Genomic DNA, 21181 nt, shown 5'->3' with positions numbered 1-21181 from the left:
GCGGATATGATCGCCCCTGCGTCGGATGCATACAAGGTTGATCCGGCGGGCTTTCTGGTATGGGCGCAGTGCGTGTCGCAGGAGCGATCGATGTCCGAGGTTCGTCCGGTTTTCTATGTCTCCGACGGCACCGGCATCACCGCCGAAACGATCGGCCACAGCCTGCTTACCCAGTTCGCCGACACGCGGTTCGTCAGCGACCGGCTCGCGTTCGTGGACACGGTGGAGCGCGCGACCGAAGTGGCCGAGAAGATCCGCGCCGCCGGCGAGGCGCACGGGGTGCGGCCGATCGTGGTCAATTCCTGCGTCGATGCCGACGTGGTCAATGCGCTGGCCGAAAGCGGCGCGCTGATGCTGGACGTGTTCGCACCGTTCATCGAGCCGCTGGAGCGGGAGCTCGGGCAGGCCCGCCAGCGACGCATGGGCCAAGCGCACGGCCTGGTGGACTTCGACACCTACCATCGCCGCATCAACGCGATGAACTTCGCGCTGACCCACGACGACGGCCAGAGCATCAACTACGACGAGGCCGACCTGATCCTGGTCGCGGTGTCGCGCGCGGGCAAGACGCCGACCTGCGTGTACCTGGCCCTGCATCACGGCGTACGCGCGGCGAACTACCCGCTGACCGAGGAAGACCTCGAGCACGACCGCCTGCCGCCGCGGCTGCGCGCGCACCGCAGCAAGCTGTTCGGGCTGACGATCGACCCGGTCCGGCTGCAGCAGATCCGCCAGGAGCGGCGCCCGGACTCGCGCTACGCGAAGCTCGAAACCTGCCGCCGGGAGGTGCTCGCCGCCGAGGCCATGTTCCGCGCCGAGCGGATCCCGACGCTGAGCACGACGCACACCTCGATCGAGGAAATCTCGAGCAAGGTGATGACGACGCTCGGCATCCACCGCGAGATGTACTGAGCGGCATTGCGCCGCGGCGGTGAACGCTCACGTTAGGCCCGGGACGTCGCGCCGTCAACGCTGCCGCCGTACAGGATCGGCGTGTAGGATCGGGGCATGTCCTCGCTCGCCCAACGCACCGCCCGAATTCCCCGGCTGACCCGTTTCGGCTGGCTGATGGCGCTGTACACCGAGAACCATGCGCGCATGACGCGGCTGTTCGAGCCGGCCGATCTGGCGGCCGGTGCGTACGTGTCGGAAATCGCCGATGGGCTGCCGCTGTTCCTGGACGTGATCGAGCAGCACCGCTACACGACCGAGCTTCGATTGAGCTACGCGATGCGCGACCCGGTGACCGGGGAGCCGGACCCGTCTGCCTATCTGCGCCTGTACCACGACACCCGCCAGCTCGAGGCGACGCACTGCTACATCGGCCGGCGCTGGCAGGACGTGATCGGCATGTTTCCGCCGCCCGCGGAAGTCGTCGGCCACCGCCTGCGCATGAACACGTTCCTTGGGAAGTGGCTGCAGTATCTGGCCGAGCGCGGCCACGGCGTCGCGACGCTGAAGCGCTGCGACGACACGACTGAAGAAGTTCGCAGGACGGCTTGACGATCCCGAAAACGGTCCTTAAGCTTGTCGACTTTCCAGCCCGTGGGGCCATAGCTCAGCTGGGAGAGCGCCTGCATGGCATGCAGGAGGTCGCCGGTTCGATCCCGGCTGGCTCCACCACGTTTCTGATGTTTCGAAGCGACATTGCTGGACCGGTTGCAGCCGCAAGGTTCGACTGGAACGTTCAAGTCCCCATCGTCTAGAGGCCTAGGACATTACCCTTTCACGGTAGCGACCGGGGTTCGAATCCCCGTGGGGACGCCAAGTAAGCGAAGCAGGGCTCCGGAAACGGGGCCCTGTTTTTTTTTGCGCGTTTGGCGACGGCGAATGAAGGGCAGGTGGCTTCAGCGGCGTCGATCGCCGATCTTCCCAAGTCCGCGGGCGGGGGAACGACCACGCCCGGCGCGACGGGATCCCCCGCCGCGCCGGGCATCGGCTAGAACCAGATCCTGACGCCGGCGACGAGCCGCGTGTCCTCGACACCCTCACCGTCGTCGCGCGCGTAGTCGGCGGTCGCGCCGAACTTTCGGCTCCACTCGACCCCGACGTACGGCGCGAACTCGCGGCGGACCTCGTAGCGCAGCCGGACGCCGGCCGTGACCTCGGACAGCCCAGACCCGACATGCCGCTCCGGGTCGTCCTTGCCGGACAGTTCTGCTTCAACCTGCGGCTGCAGGATCAACCGGTTGGTCAGCAGCAGTTCGTACTCGGCCTCGATCGTCGCGGCGGTGCGCCCGCCTTCGCCGACGTAGCCGGTGGCCTCGACCTCGAACTTGTATGGCGCCAGACCCTGCACGCCGATCGCGGCCCAGGTCTGGCCGTCGCCGGGTGCGAAGTCGTGGCGGACGCCCGCGACAAGGTCCCACCACGGCGCGAGCGGTTTGCCCCACAGGACGTGGGCGTTGGCGTGCTCCGTCCGCCCGTCGCTGCGCTCGCCTTCGGCACGCAGCCAGAGCTTGCCGGTGTCGCGGCCCAGCCACGCCTTGGCATCCCACGCAAAGACGGCGCCGTCGTCACTGTCCTGCCACTCGATCTGGTCGAGCCCGACGTAGACGTTGAACGGGTTGTCGTCCATGTGCCCGTCCATGTGATGCATGCCGCCCAGATCGGGAAACGCGGCTGCACGCATCTCTGGCGTGATTGGCGGGATCGATGGGCCCGGCGCCGACGGTTGGCTCGCGCCGTGATCCATCTTCGAATGGTCCATCGTCGAGTGATCCACCTTCGAATGGTCCATCGTCGAGTGATCCACCTTCGAATGGTCCATCGTCGAGTGATCCATCTTCGAATGGTCGACGGACTCGCTCTGCTGCTCCGTCGCCGCCGCCGGCGGCGTCGTCGTGGGCTGCGCATGGCCCTGGTGCTGTGCCGCAACCGGTGCGGCGGCGATCAGCAGGGCGAGGAACAGCGGGGTGCGCGCGCTCATGCGTCCACCACCACTTCGCGGAACATGCCCGCTTCCATGTGGTAGAGCAGGTGGCAGTGGTAGGCCCACCGTCCCAGCGCGTCTGCGGTCACGCGGTAGCTGCGCCGCGTGCCGGGCGGCATGTTGACCGTGTGCTTGCGCACCTGGAAGTTGCCGTCGGCGTCCTCGAGGTCGCTCCACAGCCCGTGCAGGTGGATCGGGTGCTCCATCATCGTGTCGTTGACCAGGACGATGCGCATGCGCTCGCCGTAGTTGAGACGCAGTGGCTGAGCGTCGGAGAACTTCTGGCCGTTGAACGACCACTGGTAGCGCTCCATGTGGCCGGTCAGGTGCAGCTCGACCTCCCGTCCGGGATCGCGCCCGTCCGGATCGGAGAACAGGCTGCGCAGGTCGGCGTAGGTCAGCACGCGCCGGCCGTTGCCGCGCAGGCCGATGCCGGGATCGTCGAGGCGCGGTTCGGGCGCCATCGTCTGCATGTCGATGCCCGGGTTGCCGGCTTCGCTCGCCGGGTGGGACTGCATGCCGGCCATGCCGGCCCCGTGCATCGAGTGGTCCATCTGCGCGTGGTCCATGCCCGCATGGCCGGTGGCCGGCGCGGCGGGGCCGGGCTTGGCTTCGCCGTGACCCATCGACGCGCCGCAGCCGCCCTCCATGCCTTTCATCGAGGCGCCGCAGCCGCCTTCCATGCCCTTCATGTCGTGGCCGCCGCCATGACCGCCGTGGCCCATGTCGGCCATCGTCAGGATCACGCGCGGGTCGGGGGAGGGCACCGGCGCTTCCAGCCCTTCGCGCACCGCCAGCGTGCCGCGCGCGTAGCCGCTGCGGTCCTGCGACTGGGCGAAGATCGTGTAGGCGTCCTGCCCGCTGGGCTCGACGATCACGTCATAGGTCTCGGCCACGCCGATGCGCAGCTCGTCCACGGTGACCGGGTGCACGTTCATGCCGTCCGCGGCGACTACCGTGAGCTTCAGGCCGGGGATGCGCACGTCGAAAAAGCTCATCGCCGAGCCGTTGATCAGGCGCAGGCGCACCTTCTCGCCGGGACGGAACAGCCCCGTCCAGTTGCCCGACGGCGTGCTGCCGTTGAGCAGGTAGGTGTAGGCGCCGCCGCCGACGTCAGCCAGGTCGGTCGGGCTCATCCTCATTTCGCCCCAGGCCTTGCGGTCGGCCAGCGTGGCGTCGAGCCCGTCGCGGCGCGCGTCGCGCAGGAAGTCGCCGACCGTGCGCTTGCTCCAGTTGTAGTAGTCGGCGTGCTTCTTCAGGCGCGAGTAGATCCGGTGCGGATCCTCGTCGGTCCAGTCGCTGAGCAGCACGACGAAGTCGCGGTCGTAGGCGTACGGCTCGGGTTCGCGCGCTTCGACGACGAGCGCGCCGTACAGGCCGATCTGCTCCTGGAAGCCGGAATGGCTGTGGTACCAGTAGGTGCCGGACTGGTTCAGCGTGAAGCGGTAGTCGTAGGCCTCGCCGGGCTTGATGCCGGCGAAGCTCAGGCCGGGCACGCCGTCCATGTTGGCCGGCAGGATGATGCCGTGCCAGTGGATCGAGGTGTCCTCGCGCAGGGTGTTGCGCACGCGCAGGTGGACGGTGTCGCCCTCGCGGAAGCGCAGCACCGGGGCCGGCAGCGAGCCGTTGACGGTGACGGCGCGCGTGTTGCGGCCGGTGAAGTTGGCGATCTGCTCGCCGATCGTCAGTTCGTGCGTGGCGCCGCGCAGCACGGTGGGCTGGCCGGGACTGGTCAGCGCCCACGCCGGCGCGCGCCACAGGCCCAGGCCGGTGACGACACCGCCGGCGGCCAGGCCGGTCATGAAGCGGCGACGCGACGCGTCGCGCGGAGAAAACGGGGAATTCATCGGTGCAACCTCGGCCGGCGCGCGCGCCGGCTCAATGCGGGTGAGGAGTCGTCGCACAGCCGTTGGCGGCGACGGTTCGGTGCGGCGCAGGGCGCCGCGCGCTCACGCGATCGGAGGGCGTATCAGCGAGGCCAGAACGGGCGGCTCGGCGGCCGGGGGCTGGATGCCGAGCGGCGCAGCGCGCGGCGCGGACGGCGGCAGCCGAGGGACGGCCGACGCAAGCGCGGCGGCCTGCAGCAGGCACGCGCAGTCGCAGGCCCCGGCCGAGTCGTCGCAGCAGGGCAGGGCCGCATCCGCGTCGTCGGCCGGCGGAGGGGCGGTCGGCGCGTCGCTCGGGGGCGCGCCGGCGTCGTGGCACGGCGTCGCGGCGTCGGCGGGCGACGCCGCAACGGTGGCTTGGGCATGCGTGCCGTCGGCCGGTTCCCCGGCGTGCTCGAGCGCGTGCGCGTGCAGCGGGATCGTGTTGAGCACGATCGCCAGCAGCATCAGCACGTTCATCAGGAGCGGGGCCAGGCGCATGGTCACAGGGTGGGTGTCGGCGGTCGCCGATGCAAGCCGGTGGCGTTCAGGCCGGCTCGGCGAGCACGTCGATCGCGGCCGGGGTCGGCTCGCGCGCGAGGGTCGCCGGCGGATGCGAGGCCGCGGCGCGCGCGTCGAGGGCGGCCAGCATCTGCGGGCAGCGGATCGGCGAGTCCTCGCACAGCTCCTGCATGTAGTCGGCGTCGAAGTTGAGGCGCTCGACGAGGAAATCGACGAACGCGCGCACCTTCGGCGACTGCATCTGGCCGCGCGGGAACACCGCATTGAAGTCGAACTCCGGGCCGGTCCAGCCGGCCAGCACGCGCTGCACCAGGTTCTGCTCGGCGTAGGCCTTCATCATGATGTCGCTGGCCAGCAGCAGGCCTTCGCCGCACAGCAGCGCGCCCTTGACCGCGGCCGGGTCGTTGGCGACCAGCACCGGGTCGATGCGGTAGTCGACGTCGCGCTGCCCGTCCGACAGCGTCCACACGTACTGGCCGTTGCGGCGCTGCTTCGACATCGCCAGCGCGCGGTGGTGCTGCAGGTCGTCCGGATGCAGCGGCTCGCCGTGGCGGGCGAGGTAGCCCGGGCTGGCGTAGACCTGGGTGCGGAACACGGCCAGGCGCCGCGCGACCAGGTTCGAGTCGGGCAGGTGGCCGACGCGCAGGGCGACGTCGATCTCCTTGTCGATCAGGTCGAGCGATTCGTTGTTGAGCACCATGTCGATGCGCACCTCGGGGTAGCGCGCATGGAATTCGCCGAGCAGCGGCGCGATCCACGTGACGCCGAGCGAGTACGGCGCGGTAAACCGGAGCCACCCGCGCGGGCCGCCCTGCAGCTGGCCGACGGCGCTTTCCGCCTCGTCGAGCTCGCGCGCAATGCGCTGGCACATGTCGTAGTAGATGTTGCCGGCCTCGGTGAGGCCGAGCTTGCGCGTGGTCCGGTGCAGCAGCTGCGCGCCCAGCCGCGTTTCGAGGTCCTGCACCTTGCGGCTCACGGTGGTCTTGGGCAGGCGCAGGGCGCGGGCGGCGGAGATGAAGCTGCCGTGCTCGACCACCTTGACGAAGATCAGGGTGTCGTTGAGATCGCGGGCCATGGGGGGCTCCCGGTGAGGATCGGACGATTGGCCCGATGTCGGGACAATTATTCCCTGAATCTCCGGCTAATCAAGTGCCGGCGGCAGGCCTAGATTGTGCGCCATCTCCCCCGAGTAGCGCCGCCATGCTGTCGTCCCGCCGAGCCCGTCTCGCCTACCTGCCGATCATGCTGTCCGCCATGGCCGGCCTGGTCTGGCTTGCGCTGATCGTGTTCCGCCTCGCGCTGGAGAGCGGTCGCGGCGAGGCGTGGCTGACGGCATGGGTGCTGGCGTTCGTCGTGGCGCTGCCGACCGCGATGCTGCTGCTCCCGGTGCTCGGCGCGCTGCGCTGGCGCCGCCGGGACGGCTCGATCGTCCCGAATGCGGGCGGAAACATCCCGTGAGCGGAACAATCCTGGCCCCGGTCCTTGTCGTCGGCGCCACCGGCACGGTCGGCCGCGGCGTGGTCGCGGCGGCGCTGGCGGCCGGCCGCGCGGTGATCGCGGTGGCCCGCGACGCGGCCCGCCTGCAGGCGCTGCGCGAAGCGCACGCCGGGACGGACCTGACTGTCGTGGCCGGCTCGCTGTCCACCGATGCGGACGCCGAACGACTGGTCGATGGGCTGCGCGCGCTGCGGCGCCCAATCGCCGCCGTGGTGGTCGCGATCGCCGGCGCGCCGGTGCGGGCGCGGCTGCTCGACACGCCGGCGCAGGCGCTCGAGGCGACGCTGGCCGGCGACCTGCTGCCGCACGCCGTGGCCGCGCGCCACCTGCTGCCGCTGATGGCGGCCGCGAACCGGGGCGGCGGGTACCTGATCGTCGGCGGGCCGGCGAGCCGCTGCGCATGGGCCGGCTATGGCCGCCACTCGGTCGCGGCGGCGGCGCTGCGCATGCTGGCGCAGGTCCTGCACGACGAAGCGCGCGCGACGTCCCAGCGCGTGCAGCTGCTGTCGGTCGAGACGCCGATCCGTGACGAAGGCGCGCTGCTGGCCTGCGCGGACCGGCCCACCGCGCGGGCGGTCGGCGAACGCGCCCTGCAGCTGGTGCTGTGCGATCGCTGCACCGACGCGACCCGCGCGGTGGTCACGTTCGGCGAACGGGTCGGGGCGATGTCGAAACCGCCATCGCTGTTTCGTCGTCCCGGTGTCGCTGCCGCTGCAAACGCGCAGCTTCCGGATATCGGCGCGGACGCCGGTACGCAACGCTCCCTCGATGACGCCCGCACCCTGCTGCAGGCACTGCTGCCTTCCCCCTCCAACAAGGTCTCTCCCCCATGAGCCCCCGCCGTCGCCTTGTCCGGTCGAGCACCGGTTTACCCGTCCTGCCGCTCGCTGCGGCCGTGCTGATCGCCGTCGCGGTCGCCGCGTGCGGCTCGCAGGCCGCGCCGAATGCCGGCATGCCGCCTCCGCCCGAGGTCAGCGTCGCCACCGTCGTCAGCAAGACCATCCGCCAGTGGGACGAGTTCAACGGCCGCGTCAGCGCGGTCGAAACGGTCGAGCTTCGCCCGCGGGTCAGCGGCTACGTCGAGCGCGTCGCGTACCAGGAAGGGCAGGAGGTCCGGAAGGGCGACCTGCTGTTCGTGATCGACCAGCGCCGCTACCGCGCGGCGCTCGACCAGGCGCTCGCCGACCTCGACCGCGCGCGCAGCGAGGCCCGGCTGGCGCAGGCGCAGTCCCGTCGCGCGCAGACGCTGATCGACGCCAAGGCCATTTCGCGCGAGGAGTTCGAGGCGCGCAGCGCCGCGACCGCGCAGGGCGGGGCGGGCGTGCGCGCGGCCGAGGCCGCGGTCGCGGCCGCGCGCCTGGACCTGCAGTTCACCCAGGTGCGCTCGCCGATCGACGGGCGAGCGGGCCGGGCGATCGTCACCGAGGGCAATCTGGCGCAGGCCGACGCGACGCTGCTGACGACCGTCGTCTCGGTCGACCCGGTGCACGTGTACTTCGAGACCGACGAGCAGACCTTCCTGCGTTACAGCGAGCTGGCCCGCAAGGGCGAGCGCGCCGGCACGAAGAATCCGGTCCGGGTCGGACTGGCCACCGACGCCGGCCACCCGCACGCCGGCACCGTCGACTTCATCGACAACCAGGTCGACCCGCGCACCGGCACGATCCGCGCCCGCGCGGTGCTCGACAACAAGGCGCGCGTGTTCACGCCCGGCCTGTTCGCCCGCGTGCAGCTCGAGGGCAGCGGCCAGTTCAAGGCGATGCTGATCGACGACAAGGCGGTGATGACCGACCAGGACCGCAAGTACGTGTACGTGGTCGGCCCGAAGAACGCCGCGATGCGCAAGGACGTCGTGCTCGGTCCGGTCGTCGACGGCCTGCGGGTGGTCGAGTCGGGCCTCGGCCCGCAGGACCGGGTCATCGTCCACGGCGTGCAGAAGGTGTTCTTCCCCGGCATGCCGGTCGCGCCGAAGCAGATCGCGATGGGCGCGCCGCCGCCGGTGCCGCCGACGGCCACCGCCGGAGCGCCGTGATTCCGCGGCGGCCGCGCGCGTCGCGTCCGCCTGATCCGTAACCGGACCACCGACCCTCTCCGCGCTCTCCCTCCCCCTCGACGCGGGGAGGGTCGGGGGCTCCGACCACTCCGTCGCCGATGCCGCCGTGCACGGCGACACACGCGGCGTCGCGCCACGCGCGCCGTCGTCCACCCGGGATGCCTGCCATGGACTTCTCCAGATTCTTCATCGACCGGCCGATCTTCGCCGCCGTGCTGTCGATCGTGATTTTTGCCGCCGGCCTGATCTCGATCCCGCTGCTGCCGATCGGCGAGTACCCGGAGGTCGTGCCGCCCTCGGTCGTGGTGCGCACCGTGTACCCCGGCGCCAATCCCAAGGTGATCGCCGAGACCGTCGCCACGCCACTGGAGGAAGCGATCCGCGGCGTCGAAGGAATGATGTACATCAAGTCGGTGGCCAGCTCCGACGGCGTGCTGCAGACGACGGTGACCTTCAACCCGGAGGTCGACGCCGACGAGGCGGCCGTGCGCGTGCAGAACCGCGTCGCCCAGGCGCTGGCGCGGCTGCCGGAGGACGTGCGCCGGCAGGGCGTCACGACCCAGAAGCAGTCGCCGGTGTTCCTGATGGTCGTGCACCTGGTCTCGCCGGACGGCAAGTACGACACGCTGTACCTGCGCAACTACATGCGGCTGCACGTCAAGGACCGGATCGCGTCGATCCCGGGCGTCGGCGACGCGCAGCCGTTCGGCGGCGGCGACTACGCGATGCGCCTGTGGCTGGACCCGGACAAGATCGCCTCGCGCGGCCTGACCGCCGGCGACGTGCTGCGCGCCGTGCGCGAGCAGAACATCCAGGTGTCCGCCGGCCAGCTCGGCGCCGAGCCCATCGCCAACGGCAGCGAGTTCCTGACCCTGATCAACGCCAAGGGCCGGCTCGAAACGCCCGAGGAGTTCGGCAACATCGTGCTCAAGGGCGGCACCGACGGCGAGCTGGTGCGGCTGTCCGACGTCGCACGGATCGAGCTCGACGCCGGCGACTACACGATGCGCGCGCGACTGGACGGCCAGAACGCCGCGGCGATCGGCATCTTCCAGGCGCCGGGCGCGAACGCGCTGCAGATCCGCGACGAGGTGATCGCGCAGATGGACGAGCTGTCCAAGGGCTTCCCGCCGGGCGTCGAGTACAAGTCCATCTACGACACCACCGTGTTCGTGCGCGACTCGATCCACTCGGTCGTCACCACGCTGCTCGAGGCGACGCTGCTGGTGGTGCTGGTGGTGATCCTGTTCCTGCAGACCTGGCGCGCGTCGATCATCCCGCTGATCGCCGTGCCGGTCTCGGTGATCGGTACGTTCGCCGCGCTGTACGTGCTGGGCTTCTCGATCAATACGCTGACCCTGTTCGGGCTGGTGCTGGCGATCGGCATCGTGGTCGACGACGCGATCGTCGTGGTCGAGAACGTCGAGCGCCACATCGAGCACGGCGCCACGCCGCTCGAGGCCGCGCACCTGGCGATGAAGGAGGTGTCCGGCCCGATCATCGCGATCGCGCTGGTGCTGTGCGCGGTGTTCGTGCCGATGGCGTTCCTGTCGGGCGTCACCGGCCAGTTCTACAAGCAGTTCGCGGTGACGATCGCGATTTCGACGGTGATCTCGGCGATCAACTCGCTGACCCTGTCGCCGGCGCTGGCTGCGCGCCTGCTGCAGCCGCACGGCGCGCCGAAGGACGGCCTGTCGCGGTTGATCGAGCGGCTGTTCGGCTGGGTGTTCCGCCCGTTCAACCGCTTCTTCAACACCAGCGCGCAGCGCTACGAGCGCGGCGTGGCGAAGTCGCTCGGCCGCCGCGGCGCGGTGTTCCTGGTCTACGCCGGCCTGCTGGTGGCAACCGGGGTGATGTTCCAGGTCGTGCCGAAGGGTTTCATCCCGGTGCAGGACAAGGGCTATCTAATCGCCGGCGTGAAGCTGCCGGAGGGCGCATCGATCGAGCGGACCGACGCGGCGCTGAAGAAGATCGGCCAGATCGCGATGGCGATCGACGGCGTACAGAACGACGTGGCGTTCCCGGGCCTGAACCCGCTGCAGTTCAGCAATACCCCCAACTACGGCGTGACCTTCATCAACCTCAAGCCGTTCGGCGAGCGCAGCCGCAGCGCGGAGGAGATCAACGCCGAGCTCAGCGCGAAGATCGCCGGCGTGCAGGACGGGTTCGCGTTCTCGCTGCTGCCGCCGCCTATCCAGGGACTCGGCAACGGCTCGGGCTATTCGTTTTACATCGAGGACCGGACCAACCTTGGCTACGGCGCGCTGCAGAGCGCGGTGCAGGCGCTGCAGGGCGCCGGCGCGCAGACGCCTGGGCTCGGCTACCCGAACAGCAGCTACCAGGCCAACGTGCCGCAGCTCGACGCCGAAGTCGACCGGGTCAAGGCCAAGGCGCAGGGCGTGCCGCTGACCGAGCTGTTCGACACGCTGCAGATCTACCTCGGTTCGGCCTACGTCAACGACTTCAACATGTTCGGCCGCACCTGGCAGGTCATCGCCCAGGCCGACGGCCCATACCGCGACGGCGTCGAGGACATCGCCAGCCTGCGCACCCGCAACGACCGCGGCGAGATGGTGCCGATCGGCAGCATGGTGACCGTCAAGGAAACCTTCGGCCCCGACCCGGTGATCCGCTACAACGGCTACCCGGCCGCCGACATCCTCGGCGAGGCCGACCCGCGGCTGCTGTCGTCGGCGCAGGCGATGGACAAGCTGGAGGAACTCGCCGCGCAGGTACTGCCGAACGGCATGGCGATCGAGTGGACCGACCTGAGCTACCAGCAGGCCACGCAGGGCAAGGCGGCGCTGGTCGTGTTCCCGCTGGCGGTGCTGCTCGCGTTCCTGGTGCTCGCCGCGCTGTACGAGAGCTGGACGCTGCCGCTGGCGGTGATCCTGATCGTGCCGATGACGATGCTGTCGGCGCTGCTGGGCGTGTGGATGACCGGCGACAACAACGTGTTCGTGCAGGTCGGCCTCGTGGTGCTGATGGGGCTGGCGTGCAAGAACGCGATCCTGATCGTCGAGTTCGCCCGCGAGCTGGAGCTGCAGGGCAAGGGCATCGTCGAGGCCGCGCTCGAGGCCTGCCGCCTGCGCCTGCGCCCGATCGTCATGACCTCGATCGCGTTCATCGCCGGCACGGTGCCGCTGGTGCTGGCCAGCGGCGCCGGCGCCGAGGTCCGCTCGGTTACCGGCATCACCGTCTTCGCTGGCATGCTCGGCGTGACCCTGTTCGGCCTGTTCCTGACCCCGGTGTTCTACGTCGCGCTGCGCACGCTGGTCACGCGCCGCGCCGCCGCCGGAACATCCGCCATCGCCCACGGCAGCGCCGCTGCCTGACCGCCCACCGACCGCACCCCACGGAGACCCACCATGGCCACGAACAACGCATCCAAGATCGCCCTTGTCACCGGCGCGACCCGAGGCATCGGCCTCGAAACCGTCCGCCAGCTCGCCGCCTCCGGCGTCCACGTGCTGCTGGCCGGCCGCGACCACGCCAAGGCCGCCGCCGCCGCGCAGGCGCTGCAGGGCGAAGGGCTGCCGGTCGAGGCGATCGCGCTCGACGTCACCGACGAGGCGAGCATCGCCGCGACGGCCAAGGACGTCGCCGAGCGGCACGGCCGCCTCGACATCCTCGTCAACAACGCCGGCATCCTGCGCGACGAGATGGGCCGCAAGCCCTCGGAGCAGTCGCTGGCGGCGTGGCGCGACACCTTCGAGACCAACCTGTTCGCCGTCGTCGCCGTCACCACCGCGTTCCTGCCGCTGCTGCACAAGTCCGCGGCGGGGCGGATCGTCAACGTGTCGAGCATCCTCGGCTCGATCGCGCTGCACGCAGACCCGGCGTCGCCGATCTACGACTTCAAGGTGCCGGCCTACAACGTGTCCAAAACCGCAGTGAACGCGTGGACCGTGCAGCTGGCGCACGAGCTGCGCGACACGAACATCAAGGTCAACGCCGTGCACCCGGGCTACGTCAAGACGGACATGAACGCCGGCGAAGGCGAACTCGAGATCGCCGATGGCGCCCGCACCAGCGTGCGGCTGGCCCAGGTCGGCGCGGACGGCCCGAACGGCGGCTTCTTCTACTTCGAGGACGCGCTGCCATGGTGATCCGATCGTTCACGCTCGCGCTGGCGGCCGCGCTGCTGGCCGCCTGCACCGTCGGCCCTGACTACGTGCGTCCGGACCTGCCGGTGCCGGCGGAGTTCGCGCGCCAGCAGGCCGGCGATGCGCCCGCGGCGGTCGAGCAGGGCGGGGTGGCGCGGGTCAGCGCCGACGCGGAGTTCTGGCTCGGCTTCGACGATCCGGTGCTGACCGCGCTGGTCGACGAATCGCTGCGCGCCAACCACGACCTGCGCATCGCGCTGTCGCGCTACGACAGCGCCAATGCGCTGCTGCGCGGTGCTCGCCTGGATCGCTTTCCGACGGTCACCGCGCAGGCCAGCGGCGTGGACGGACGATCCAGTGCCGACCAGGCGCCCGGGCTCGCACGCGACGACCGCGAGTACGAGCGCTACGAGGCCGGCGCCGCGCTGAGCTGGGAGCTCGACCTGTTCGGGCGCGTGCGCCGCGGCGTCGAGGCGCGGCGCGCGGAGGCGTGGGCCAGCGCATCGGACCTCGACGCGATGCAGATCGCGGTCGTCAGCGAGGTCGTCCGCACGTACGCCGACCTGCGCGGCCAGCAGGAGCGGCTGCGCGTCGCGCGCGGCAACGCCGACAACCAGCGCGAGACGCTGCGCCTGGTCCAGGCCCTGTTCGACGCCGGCCGCGGCACCGAGTTCGACACCTCGCGGGCCCGCGCCCAACTCGAGGCCACGCTCGCGCGCGTGCCGGCGCTGGAGTCGTCGGTCGCCGTGGCCATGCACCGGCTGGCCGTGCTCAGCGGACGCCCGCCTGCGGCGCTGATCGCCCAACTGGACGCGCCGCGGCCGCTGCCGACGCTGCCCGACCGGCTCGATGCCGATGCCCCGGGCACCGTGCTGCGCCGTCGCCCCGACGTCGCCGCCGCCGAGCACCGGCTGCAGGCGGCGACCGCGCGAATTGGGGTCGCCACGGCCGACCTGTTCCCGAAGTTCACCCTGTCCGGCCTCGTCGGCTCGCAGGCGATCGACGCCGGCTCACTGTTCGAGCGCGACAGCGAGACTGGCTTCGTCGCACTCGGCGTCGACTGGTCGTTCCTCGACGTCGGCCGGGTCCGCGCGCGCATCGCGGCGGCCGATGCCGATGCCGAGGGCGAGCTCGCCCGCTATCAGCAGGCGGTGCTGGTCGCGCTGGAGGAAACCGAGAACGCACTGATCCGCTATGCCCGGGCGCGCACCGAGGACGGCCACCTGGAGCGTGCGGCCGCCGACAGCGCAAACGCGGCCCGGCTCGCGCGGCTGCGCTTCGACGCCGGCGCGGCCGACCTGCTCGAGGTCCTCGACGCCGAACGCACGCGCCTGCAGGCCGAGGACGCGTTCGCCGACGCGCGCACGCGCAGCGTCGTTGCGGCGGTCGGGGTGTACCGCGCTACGGCCGGCGGCTGGCCGGACCGGACGCCGAACCGGGTCAAGATCGCCGATCGCTGACCGGCGCGACGACGACCCATGCGTGTGCACCGCGTCCGCGGACGGCGCGGGCGTGCGGGTGCCGGCGGGCGCCCGCAACGCGCTCAACGGTCGTCGCCGGGCATATCGATAGACGCCGCCTTTCGTTTCCATTCGCCAGCGCGGCGCGCGCGCGATACGGGCGTGGGCATGCGCGGTGACGTCGACGCCGGGCCCGCCGCAGCGCGGTGGTGAAGCGGGGCGGGGCGGCGCGTGATGCCGTCGCGGTTTCGCCCCATCGACGGGCGGCGTCTAGCCCGAACGTCACTTGACGCGCGTCGATCGCGCTACGCACAGTCGGGGGGCTTCGCCTTCTTTCCGCCCGGCGCATCGATGCGATGCCACGCGGGCCCACCCGGGGGTAACACAATGGATAGACGTTCTTTCCTGACCATGTCGGGCATCGGGGTCGCGGGGCTGCTGATGCCCTTTGGCCGCGCCATCGCCGCCGAGGCGCTGCTCGTGCCGATCGACGTGGCCAAGAAGAAGGCCCTCGCGGATGCCGCGCTGGCCGCGGCCACCGCCGCCGGCGCGTCGTACTGCGACGTACGCATCGGCCGCTACCTGCGCCAGTTCGTGATCACGCGCGAGGACAAGGTCCAGAACGTCGTCAACACCGAGTCGACCGGCGTGGGCATCCGCGTGCTGGTCAACGGTGCGTGGGGCTTCGCCGCCACCAACGAGCTCGGCACCCAGGGCGTGGTCCGCGCCGCGCAGCAGGCGGCGGCGATCGCCAAGGCCAACGCGAAGATGCAGACGTCGCCGGTGCAGCTGGCCAAGGCGCCGGGCTTCGGCGAGGTGTCGTGGAAGACGCCGATCAAGGAGAACGCGATGGAAGTGCCGCTGAAGGACAAGGTCGACCTGCTCCTCGGCGTCAACGCCGCGGCGATCAATGCCGGCGGCAGCTTCGTCAATTCGATGCTGTTCGTCGTCAACGAGCAGAAGTACTTCGCGTCCACCGACGGCAGCTACATCGACCAGGACGTGCACCGCCTGTGGGCGCCGCTGACCGTCACCGCGATCGACAAGGCCAGCGGCAAGTTCCGCACCCGCGAGGGCCTGTCGTCGCCGGTCGGCATGGGCTTCGAGTACCTCGACGGCGACAAGTCGCAGAAGTTCGTCTCGCCCAACGGGGTGGTGAACTACGGCCTGTCGTACGACATGACCGAGGACGCCATCGCCGCGGCGCAGCAGGCCAAGGCCAAGCTGACCGCGCCGTCGGTCAAGCCGGGCAAGTATGACCTGGTGCTCGACCCGTCGCACACCTGGCTGACGATCCACGAGAACGTCGGCCACCCGCTCGAGCTCGACCGCGTGCTCGGCTACGAAGCCAACTACGCCGGCACCAGCTTCGCCACGTTGGACAAGCGCGAGTCGCGCTTCCAGTACGGCAGCAGCATCGTCAACCTGTTCGCCGACAAGACGCAGCGGGGAAGCCTCGGCGCGGTCGGCTACGACGACGAGGGCGTCAAGACCAAGCGCTGGAACCTGGTCAGCGACGGCAAGCTCGTCGACTACCAGACCATCCGCGACCAGGCCCACATCCTCGGCAAGACCGAGTCCGACGGCTGCTGCTACGCCGATTCGTGGTCGAGCGTGCAGTTCCAGCGCATGGCCAACGTGTCGCTGGCGCCGGGCAAGCAGAAGCTCAGCGTCGCCGACATGATCAAGGACGTCGAGAACGGCATCTACATCATCGGCGACGGCTCGTTCTCGATCGACCAGCAGCGCTACAACGCGCAGTTCGGCGGCCAGCTGTTCTACGAGATCAAGAACGGCCAGATCACCCGCCAGGTCGAGGACGTCGCCTACCAGATCCGCACGCCGGAGTTCTGGAACGCGTGCGTGGCGATCTGCGACGACAGTGACTACCGCCTCGGCGGGTCGTTCTTCGACGGCAAGGGCCAGCCGGGCCAGGTGTCGGCCGTCTCGCACGGGTCGAGCACGGCGCGCTTCAACGGCATGAACGTCATCAACACCGCACGCAACCTCGGCTGACCTGCGCTAGGAGATTTGAACGATGAGCATCTTTACCGAAGAGCAGGCCAAGGCGATCCTCGACAAGGTCATCAAGCTGTCGAAGGCCGACCAGTGCACCGCACAGCTGGCCGGCTCGGTCGACGGCAACATCCGCTTCGCCCTCAACAACATCTCGACCAGCGGCATCGTCGACAACACCGAGCTGGCCGTCGAGGTCGCGTTCGGCAACCGCGTCGGCACCGCGACGATCAACGAGTTCGACGACGCCGCGCTCGAGCGCGTCGTGCGCCGCGCCGAGGCCCTCGCCCGGCTGGCGCCGGAGAACCCGGAATTCATGCCGGCGATCGAGAAGCAGTCGTACACGCCGAGCCCGACGTTCAGCGCGTCGACCGCGGCGATCACGCCGGAGTACCGCGCCCAGGTGGCGGCCGACTCGATCGGGCCGTGCAAGGCCGAGAAGCTGATCGCGGCCGGCTTCCTCGAGGACGGGCAGAGCTTCGTCGCGTTCGCCAACAGCAACGGCAACTTCGGCTACCAGCGCGCCACCAACTTCAACTACACCTGCACGGTGCGCACCGAGGACGGCCGCGGCTCGGGCTGGGTCGGCCGCAACGTCAAGGACGCCGACGATTTCAAGGCCGACAGCGACATCCGCATCGCGATGCGTAAGGCCACCGAGTCGGCCGAAGCCAAGGCGCTGGAGCCGGGCAAGTACACGGTGATCCTCGAGCCGGCCGCGGCCGCCGGCCTGATCAGCTTCATGATGAATTTCTTCGACGCGCGCCAGGCCGACGAGGGCCGCAGCTTCCTGTCGAAGAAGGGCGGCGGCAACAAGCTCGGCGAACAGGTCTACGACCCGCGCGTCAACATCAGCGCCGACCCGTGGGACCCGCGCGCACCGGTGATGCCGTGGGACGGCCAGGGCCTGCCGCGCGAAAAGATGATGATCGTCGACAAGGGCAAGGTGGCCGCGCTGCAGTACTCGCGCTTCTGGGCGAAGAAGCAGGGCAAGCGCGCGATCGGCCAGCCGGGCAACCTGCTGATGGCCGGCGGCGACAAGTCGACCGCGCAGCTGGTGGCCGGCACGCAGAAGGGCATCCTGGTCACGCGCACCTGGTACATCCGCATGGTCGACCCGCAGACCGTGCTGCTGACCGGCCTGACCCGCGACGGCACGTTCTACATCGAGAACGGCCAGATCAAGCACCCGGTGAAGAACTTCCGCTTCAACGAGTCGCCGGTGATCATGCTCAACAACATCGAAGAGCTCGGCCGCCCGGTGCGCGTGGCCGGCGACGAGTCGTCGTTCGTGATGATGATCCCGCCGATGAAGCTGCGCGACTTCACGTTCACCTCGCTGTCCGACGCGGTCTGACCGCCCGTGCAGCGTCGTGAGTTCCTCGGGCTCGGCGCCGCCGGGCTGACCGGCCTGCTGCTCCCCGCGGCGACGCCGTGGGGCCGCAGCATCGCCGCCGAGGCCCTGCTCGAGCCGGCCGACACCGCGCGGCGTCGCCGGCTGGCCGACGCCGCGCTCGCCGCCGCGCGCGAGGCGGGCGCGTCCTATTGCGATGTGCGCGTCGGCCGCTACCTGCGCCAGTCGGTGATCACGCGCGAGACGCGCGTGGAGAACGTGGTCAACGCGGAGTCGTCCGGCGTCGGCGTGCGCGTGCTCGTCGACGGCGCGTGGGGCTTCGCGGCCACCAACGTCCAGACGGTCGACGCCGTGGCCGGTGCCGCGCGGCTGGCCGCCGGCATCGCGCGCGCCAATGCGAAGTCGCAGACCAGGCCGGTGCAGCTGGCGCCGGTGCGCGGTGTCGGCGAGGTCCGCTGGGCCACGCCGGTGCGCAAGAACGCGATGGCCGTGCCGCTGAAGGACAAGGTCGACCTGCTGCTCGCGGTCAACGCGGCCGGCATGAAGGCCGGCGCGGACTTCTTCAGCTCCAACCTGTTCGTGATCAACGAGCAGAAGTACTTCGCCTCGACCGACGGCAGCTACATCGACCAGGACGTGCACCGGATCTGGCTGCCGGTCACGGCCACGGCGATCGACAAGGCCAGCGGCAAGTTCCGCACCCGCAACGGGCTGTCGGCGCCGATGGGCATGGGCTACGAGTACCTCGACGCCGACCCCGCCGGCCGCATCGCGCTGCCCGGCGGCGTGACCGCGTACGGCAGCAGCTACGACGTGATGGCCGAAGCCGCCGCCGCCGCGCGCGACGCGCGCGCCAAGCTCAAGGCGCCGTCGGTGAAGCCGGGCAAGTACGACCTGGTCGTCGACCCGTCGAACCTGTTCCTGACGATCCACGAGAACGTCGGCCACCCGCTCGAGCTCGACCGGGTGCTCGGCTACGAAGCCAACTACGCCGGCACCAGCTTCGCCACGCTCGACAAGCGCGAGCAGGGCTACCGATGGGGCAGCGACATCGTCAATTTCGTCGCCGACAAGACGCGGCCCGGCAGCCTCGCCGCGGTCGGCTACGACGACGAGGGCGTCAAGACGCGGCAGTGGGACCTGGTGCGCGACGGCATCCTCGTCGACTACCAGGCCACCCGCGACGAGGCGCACATCCTCGGCCACGCAGAATCGCACGGCTGCAGTTACGCCGACTCGTGGTCGAGCGTGCAGTTCCAGCGCATGGCCAACGTCTCGCTGCTGCCGGGCAAGGCCAGGCTCAGCGTCGCCGACATGGTCAAGGACGTCGAGAACGGCCTGTACGTGCACGGCCGCGGCTCGTACTCGATCGACCAGCAGCGCTACAACGCGCAGTTTGGCGGGCAGCTGTTCTACGAGATCAAGAACGGCCAGGTAACCGGGCTGGTCGAGGACGCCGCGTACCAGATCCGCACGCCGGAGTTCTGGAGCGCCTGCGTGGCGATCTGCGACGAGCGCGACTTCCGCCTCGGCGGCTCGTTCTTCGACGGCAAGGGCCAGCCGAGCCAGGTGTCGGCGGTGTCGCACGGTTCGAGCACGACGCGGTTCAACGGGATCAACATCATCAACACCGCGCGCTCGATATGAACCGCGCGCAGTTCCTCCGCCTGATGCTGGCTGGCGCGGCGGGGGCGCTGCTGCCCGCCGCCGCGGTGCGCGCGGCCGGCGCGGAGTACGACTTCTGGCTGACCCGGCTCAAGTACGACTCTGGCGACTGGGACGTCGACCAGCGCATGCCGGCCAACCTGATCACCTCGCTGATCGACTACACCAACCTGCGCGTGGACCCGAAGGAGCACGTGCTGGCGCTGGCCGATCCGAAGATGCTGCTGGCGCCGTTCTGCTACCTGGCCGGGCACAAGCTGGTCGAGTTCAACCCGGACGAGCGGCGCAACTTCGAGCGCTACGTGCGCAACGGCGGCTTCGTGTTCGTCGACGACTGCAACCACGACATCGACGGGTTGTTCGCCAAGTCGTTCGAGGCGCAGATGGCCTCGATCTTCGGTGCGAAGGCGCTGCGCAAGCTGCCGAACAACCATCCGCTGTACCGCAGCTTCTTCGTGTTCAAGGACGGCCCGCCGGCCACGAGCTTCGAGCTCAACGGCTGGGGCGACGACCTGGTCCACGACTACCTGCAGGGCATCACGATCGACGGCCGGCTCGGCCTGCTCTACAGCAACAAGGACTACGGCTGCGAGTGGGACTACGACTGGCGCAACAAGCGCTTCCTGGCCGAGGACAACACCAAGTTCGCGGTCAACATCGTCATGTACGCATTGAACAGCTGATCGACTTTCCACAGGACCTGCCATGAACGACACGCCCACCGAAGCCGACATCCAGGCGCAGCTCGCGCGGCTGGGCACGCTGCGCTCCGCGATCGCCGAAGCGATCGTCGGACAGGAGGCGGTGGTCGAGCAGCTGCTGATCGGCCTGCTCGCCGGCGGCCACTGCCTGCTCGAGGGCGTGCCGGGCCTGGGCAAGACGCTGCTGGTGCGCTCGCTCGGGCAGGCGCTGGAGCTGCAGTTCCGCCGGGTGCAGTTCACCCCCGACCTGATGCCCAGCGACATCCTCGGCACCGAGCTCTTGGAGGAAGACCACGGCACCGGCCACCGCCATTTCCGTTTCCAGCCCGGTCCGGTCTTCACCAACCTGCTGCTCGCCGACGAGCTCAACCGCACGCCGCCGAAGACCCAGGCCGCGCTGCTCGAAGCGATGCAGGAGCGCACCGTCAGCTATGCCGGCGTGACCCACACGCTGCCGGCGCCATTCTTCGTGCTGGCCACGCAGAACCCGCTCGAACAGGCCGGCACGTACCCGCTGCCGGAGGCGCAGCTGGACCGCTTCCTGCTGCACATCCGCGTCGACTACCCGAGCGAGCGCGAAGAGCACGACATCCTCGCGCAGACCACCGGCACCCGGCAGGCGCAGGTGCCGCAGGTGATGCACGGCGACGAGGTGCTGGCGCTGCAGGCGCGCGTGCGCGAGGTGCACCTGGGCGAGGACCTGCTGGCGTGGATCACGCGGCTGGTGCGCGCCAGCCGCCCGAACGAATCGGCGCCGGCCGAGATCCGCCAATGGGTGAAGTGGGGCGCCGGACCGCGCGCCGGCCAGTCCCTGGTGCTGGCCGCCAAGGCGCGTGCGCTGCTGCACGGGCGGCTGGCCGCGACGCGCGACGACATCCTCGCGCTCGCCGCGCCGGTGATGCGCCACCGCCTGCTGCTGTCGTTCGCCGCCGAGGCCGAGCAGAAGAGCGCCGACGACGTGGTCGCGGTGCTGCTGCGCAGCGTGCCGTTCGCCGCCTGAGCCGTGCCAA

The 21181-nt window shown here is 70.0% G+C and carries 17 protein-coding genes and 2 tRNA genes; 15 read left to right on the top strand and 4 right to left on the bottom strand.

What is annotated here, in order from left to right; translation table 11 throughout:
- Positions 1-90: 90 nt before the first annotated feature.
- The 4 genes from ppsR to D3A60_RS08330 all read left to right on the top strand — a co-directional run bounded on the left by ppsR (position 91) and on the right by D3A60_RS08330 (position 1767).
- Positions 91-912 (top strand): posphoenolpyruvate synthetase regulatory kinase/phosphorylase PpsR, encoded by an 822-nt coding sequence (gene ppsR, locus D3A60_RS08345; protein WP_119719043.1) that lies wholly within the window; start codon positions 91-93, stop codon positions 910-912.
- A gap of 96 nt (positions 913-1008) precedes the next feature.
- Entirely contained in the window at positions 1009-1503 is a 495-nt protein-coding gene (locus D3A60_RS08340) for a DUF1249 domain-containing protein (RefSeq protein WP_119718227.1), read from the top strand.
- Positions 1504-1547: 44 nt separating this feature from the next.
- Positions 1548-1623, top strand: a tRNA-Ala gene (locus D3A60_RS08335).
- Positions 1624-1691: 68 nt separating this feature from the next.
- Positions 1692-1767: transfer RNA gene (locus tag D3A60_RS08330), tRNA-Glu, on the top strand.
- A gap of 172 nt (positions 1768-1939) precedes the next feature.
- Here the strand turns inward: D3A60_RS08330 and D3A60_RS08325 are convergent.
- From D3A60_RS08325 to D3A60_RS08310, 4 genes are all read right to left on the bottom strand, one after another.
- The gene (locus tag D3A60_RS08325) at positions 1940-2929 is read right to left on the bottom strand and encodes a copper resistance protein B (protein WP_119718226.1); all 990 of its coding nucleotides are present in this window, start codon (positions 2927-2929) and stop codon (positions 1940-1942) included.
- Positions 2926-4779 carry a copper resistance system multicopper oxidase gene (locus tag D3A60_RS08320; RefSeq protein ID WP_119718225.1) on the bottom strand — a complete coding sequence of 618 codons (1854 nt, stop codon included), beginning with the start codon at positions 4777-4779 and terminating at the stop codon, positions 2926-2928. The genes D3A60_RS08325 and D3A60_RS08320 overlap by 4 nt, the downstream gene beginning before the upstream one ends.
- 102 nt (positions 4780-4881) lie before the next feature.
- Entirely contained in the window at positions 4882-5298 is a 417-nt protein-coding gene (locus D3A60_RS08315; RefSeq protein WP_119718224.1) for a CopL family metal-binding regulatory protein, read from the bottom strand.
- A gap of 46 nt (positions 5299-5344) precedes the next feature.
- Positions 5345-6394, bottom strand: coding sequence for a LysR family transcriptional regulator (locus D3A60_RS08310; RefSeq protein ID WP_119718223.1), 1050 nt, complete (start codon positions 6392-6394; stop codon positions 5345-5347).
- 125 nt (positions 6395-6519) lie between these two features.
- Between D3A60_RS08310 and D3A60_RS14720 the strand changes: the two genes are divergently transcribed.
- From D3A60_RS14720 to D3A60_RS08260, 11 genes are all read left to right on the top strand, one after another.
- Positions 6520-6777, top strand: a complete 258-nt coding sequence (locus D3A60_RS14720; protein ID WP_157981434.1) for a DUF2798 domain-containing protein — start codon at positions 6520-6522, stop codon at positions 6775-6777.
- Positions 6774-7649 carry an SDR family NAD(P)-dependent oxidoreductase gene (locus D3A60_RS08305; protein ID WP_157981433.1) on the top strand — a complete coding sequence of 292 codons (876 nt, stop codon included), beginning with the start codon at positions 6774-6776 and terminating at the stop codon, positions 7647-7649. The genes D3A60_RS14720 and D3A60_RS08305 overlap by 4 nt, the downstream gene beginning before the upstream one ends.
- Positions 7646-8848 carry an efflux RND transporter periplasmic adaptor subunit gene (locus tag D3A60_RS08300; RefSeq protein WP_119718221.1) on the top strand — a complete coding sequence of 401 codons (1203 nt, stop codon included), beginning with the start codon at positions 7646-7648 and terminating at the stop codon, positions 8846-8848. The genes D3A60_RS08305 and D3A60_RS08300 overlap by 4 nt, the downstream gene beginning before the upstream one ends.
- Positions 8849-9036: 188 nt before the next feature.
- Complete coding sequence (locus D3A60_RS08295; RefSeq protein WP_119718220.1) at positions 9037-12204, top strand: efflux RND transporter permease subunit; 3168 nt, start codon at positions 9037-9039, stop codon at positions 12202-12204.
- A gap of 33 nt (positions 12205-12237) precedes the next feature.
- Positions 12238-12978 (top strand): SDR family oxidoreductase, encoded by a 741-nt coding sequence (locus tag D3A60_RS08290; RefSeq protein WP_119718219.1) that lies wholly within the window; start codon positions 12238-12240, stop codon positions 12976-12978.
- On the top strand, positions 12972-14435 hold the full coding sequence (locus tag D3A60_RS08285; RefSeq protein WP_119718218.1) for an efflux transporter outer membrane subunit: 1464 nt from the start codon (positions 12972-12974) through the stop codon (positions 14433-14435). Before D3A60_RS08290 ends, D3A60_RS08285 begins: the two co-directional genes overlap by 7 nt.
- A 387-nt stretch (positions 14436-14822) precedes the next feature.
- Positions 14823-16451, top strand: coding sequence for a TldD/PmbA family protein (locus tag D3A60_RS08280; protein WP_119718217.1), 1629 nt, complete (start codon positions 14823-14825; stop codon positions 16449-16451).
- Positions 16452-16473: 22 nt separating this feature from the next.
- Positions 16474-17808 carry a TldD/PmbA family protein gene (locus D3A60_RS08275; RefSeq protein WP_119718216.1) on the top strand — a complete coding sequence of 445 codons (1335 nt, stop codon included), beginning with the start codon at positions 16474-16476 and terminating at the stop codon, positions 17806-17808.
- Positions 17809-17814: 6 nt separating this feature from the next.
- Positions 17815-19452 (top strand): TldD/PmbA family protein, encoded by a 1638-nt coding sequence (locus D3A60_RS08270; protein WP_119718215.1) that lies wholly within the window; start codon positions 17815-17817, stop codon positions 19450-19452.
- Positions 19449-20153: a DUF4159 domain-containing protein gene (locus tag D3A60_RS08265; RefSeq protein ID WP_119718214.1), complete on the top strand. Its 705-nt coding sequence runs from the start codon at positions 19449-19451 to the stop codon at positions 20151-20153. The genes D3A60_RS08270 and D3A60_RS08265 overlap by 4 nt, the downstream gene beginning before the upstream one ends.
- Before the next feature lie 22 nt (positions 20154-20175).
- The gene (locus tag D3A60_RS08260) at positions 20176-21171 is read left to right on the top strand and encodes an AAA family ATPase (protein WP_119718213.1); all 996 of its coding nucleotides are present in this window, start codon (positions 20176-20178) and stop codon (positions 21169-21171) included.
- The last annotated feature ends 10 nt before the right edge of the window (positions 21172-21181 follow it).

Origin of the sequence: Cognatilysobacter tabacisoli (assembly GCF_003586305.1) — a bacterium.
In the GTDB taxonomy this organism is placed as follows: domain Bacteria; phylum Pseudomonadota; class Gammaproteobacteria; order Xanthomonadales; family Xanthomonadaceae; genus Cognatilysobacter_A; species Cognatilysobacter_A tabacisoli.
The sequence above is the reverse complement of the archived record's forward strand: the minus strand, read 5'-3'. Positions and strand labels throughout refer to the sequence as shown.